This is a genomic window from Nonomuraea terrae, from assembly GCF_004348995.1.
GTDB classification, from domain to species: domain Bacteria; phylum Actinomycetota; class Actinomycetes; order Streptosporangiales; family Streptosporangiaceae; genus Nonomuraea; species Nonomuraea terrae.
Window position 1 is genome coordinate 1 of the sequence record NZ_SMKQ01000413.1, and the last position, 2,557, is coordinate 2,557.

Genomic DNA, 2,557 nt, shown 5'->3' on the forward strand with positions numbered 1-2,557 from the left:
CTGATCGCCTGGTTGTTCCTCGCCCCCGCGCTGCTGCTCTTCCTGTACTTCAAGTTCATCCCGATGTTCGTCGGCCTCTGGAAGAGCTTCTTCAAGGTGCAGACCTTTCTCGGCGACGAGTGGGTCGGCCTGGAGAACTACCGGACGATCCTCACCGACGACGAGTTCGCCGCGGCCATCTGGCACAGCGTCGTGCTGGCGCTCGGCACCACGATCGGGTCCATCGTGCTCGGCCTGGGGTTCGCGTTGCTCATCGAGGGCCCCGCGCGCTACCTGTGGTTCGTCAGGACCGCGGCCTTCCTCCCCGTCGTCACGACGATGGCGGCGGTGGCCGAAGTCTGGCGGATCATGTTCCACCCGGCCGACAGCGGCATGCTCAACGTCGTCCTCGGCTGGGGCGGCATCGACCCGCAGCCGTGGCTGGCCAGCGAGGACACCTCGCTGTGGTCGATCATGCTGATGAGCATCTGGCGCGGGACGCCGTACGACATGATGATCTTCCTGGCCGGGCTGGTCGGCGTGGACCGCACCCTGTACGAGGCGGCGGCCGTGGACGGCGCCTCCACCTGGCGGCGGCTGGTGCACATCACGCTGCCGGCGCTGCGGCCGGTGTTCTGGATCCTGTTCACGCTGGCGGCCATCCGCGGGCTGCGGGTCTTCGTCGAGGTGTACGTCCTGACGAACGGCGGGCCGAACGGGTCCTCCGAGGTGCTGATGACCTTGATCTACAAGCTCGGGTTCCAGTCGAACGAGCTGGGGGTCGCCTCGGCGGGCGGGATCGTGCTGTTCCTGGCCACACTGGTGCTCACCCTGGTCGTGCAGATGTTGCGCAGGAGGCAGGCGGCATGAGGTTCGACAGCGCGCTGGGGCTGGAGTCGCGTCGGGGCCCGCTGGCAGTCTTCGGAAAGATCCTGATTTATGGCCTTATGGTGGTCATTTTCACCGGGCCGCTGGTGGGTCTGCTGATGAGCGCGTTCAGCAAGACCCTCGACCCCACCTCGTTCTCCCTCTGGCCGGACGAATTCACCCTCGAGAACTTCCTCCAGGCCGGAGAGAAGAACGTCTACCTGTACTTGTTCAACTCGTTCGTGGTGGTGGGCTTCGGGCTGCTGCTGCAGATGCTGGTGAGCGTCTTCGCCGCGTATTCGCTGGCCCGCAAGAAGTTTCGCGGCATGACATTCGTGATGCTGCTCATGCTCGCCACGATGATGTTGCCCGAGGAGATCATCGCGATCCCGCTGTCACTCGTCCTGTCCGACCTGCCCGTCCTGAACGTCAACCTCATCGGCACGTACGCCGGCATGATCCTGCCGGTCGGCGCCTGGGGCTTCTCCATCCTGGTCATGACGGAGTTCATGAAGGAGGTGCCGGTCGAGCTGGAGGAGGCCGCGCGCATCGACGGCGCCGGCGAGCTGCGGATCTTCGCCACGATCATCGTGCCGCTGTGCCGTCCCGCGCTCGGCGTGATCGGCGTCTTCGGCTTCACGATGATCTGGGACCAGTACCTGCTGCCGCTGATCGTCGCGCCCGCGTCGGACATGTGGACGCTGCCTATCGCCCTGCGCTCGCTCCGCTCGGACGAGGAGGTCGGCATCGGCGTGCTGCTGGCGGCCTCGCTGCTGGCGCTGCTGCCGTCGATCATCGCGTTCCTGGCGTTCCAGCGGCAGTTCATGCGCGGCCTGACCAGTGGAGCCGTCAAGGGTTAGCCGTTACCCGCTTGGCGTCCACGTATCTGGACGCCATCCAATATCCTGGATCACGCGGAAGAGGATACGAGATGGGATGAGCATGCAGCCCCAGCTGGTCAAGTCAGCGGAACGGACCGTACGCATCCTGGAGGCGCTCGCCGAGTCGCACGACCATCTCACGCTGTCGGAGCTCCAGCAGCGCACCGGCTTCCCGCGCAGCAGCCTGCACGCCCTCATGCGAACGCTGGTCGAGCTCAACTGGGTGGAGACCGACACCTCGCGGTCGGCGTTCGGCATCGGGCCCCACGCGCTGCTGACGGGCACGGCGTACCTCGACAAGGACCCGGCGCTGCCGTTCGCCCAGGAGACCCTGGAGGACCTGCGGGACGAGATCGGCCAAACGGTACATTTCGCCCGCCGCGACGGCGCGCACGTCCTCTACCTGGCGACCCGGGAGGCGCGAGACGCGGCCCACGTGATCCCCCGGGTGGGACGACGGCTGCCCGCCCACCTCACGGCGCTCGGGCAGGTGCTGCTCGCCCAGCTCACCGACGACGAGGTCGTGGCGCTGCTACCCGAACCGCTGACGGGGCTGACCGACCGCACCATCACCGACCTGGCCAAACTGACCGGGGAACTCGACCAGGTACGCACCCGCGGCTGGTCGTACGAATGCGAACAGGGCACCCCCGGGGTGGCCTGCGTGGCCGTGGCGGTCGACTACCGCATCCCGGCCACGGACGCGATCAGCTGCTCGATGCCCGCCACCCTCACCCCTGCCGAGGTGGAACCCATCACCGAAGCCATGATCCGCCACACCCGCAAACTGGCCGCCACCCTCCGCCGAGAAGGCATCCGCTGAACCGCGG

General features: G+C 67.0%; 3 protein-coding genes. All 3 read left to right on the top strand.

All coding sequences use genetic code 11. The features are described from left to right. On the top strand, nt 1–849 hold an 849-nt coding region (locus tag E1286_RS46985), incomplete at its 5' end, for a carbohydrate ABC transporter permease (protein WP_223190966.1). Next, nucleotides 846–1,706, top strand: coding sequence for a carbohydrate ABC transporter permease (locus E1286_RS46990; protein WP_132623874.1), 861 nt, complete (start codon nt 846–848; stop codon nt 1,704–1,706). The genes E1286_RS46985 and E1286_RS46990, both read left to right, overlap by 4 nt. 76 nt (nt 1,707–1,782) lie before the next feature. Beyond that, nucleotides 1,783–2,550: an IclR family transcriptional regulator gene (locus E1286_RS46995; RefSeq protein ID WP_246075779.1), complete on the top strand. Its 768-nt coding sequence runs from the start codon at nt 1,783–1,785 to the stop codon at nt 2,548–2,550. Nucleotides 2,551–2,557: the final 7 nt, after the last annotated feature.

Bases quoted from the DNA above. Each gene is read 5' to 3' on its own strand.
- E1286_RS46990 (WP_132623874.1), top strand. From the start codon at position 846: ATGAGGTTCGACAGCGCGCTGGGGCTGGAGTCGCGTCGGGGCCCGCTG.
- E1286_RS46995 (WP_246075779.1), top strand. From the start codon at position 1,783: ATGAGCATGCAGCCCCAGCTGGTCAAGTCAGCGGAACGGACCGTACGC.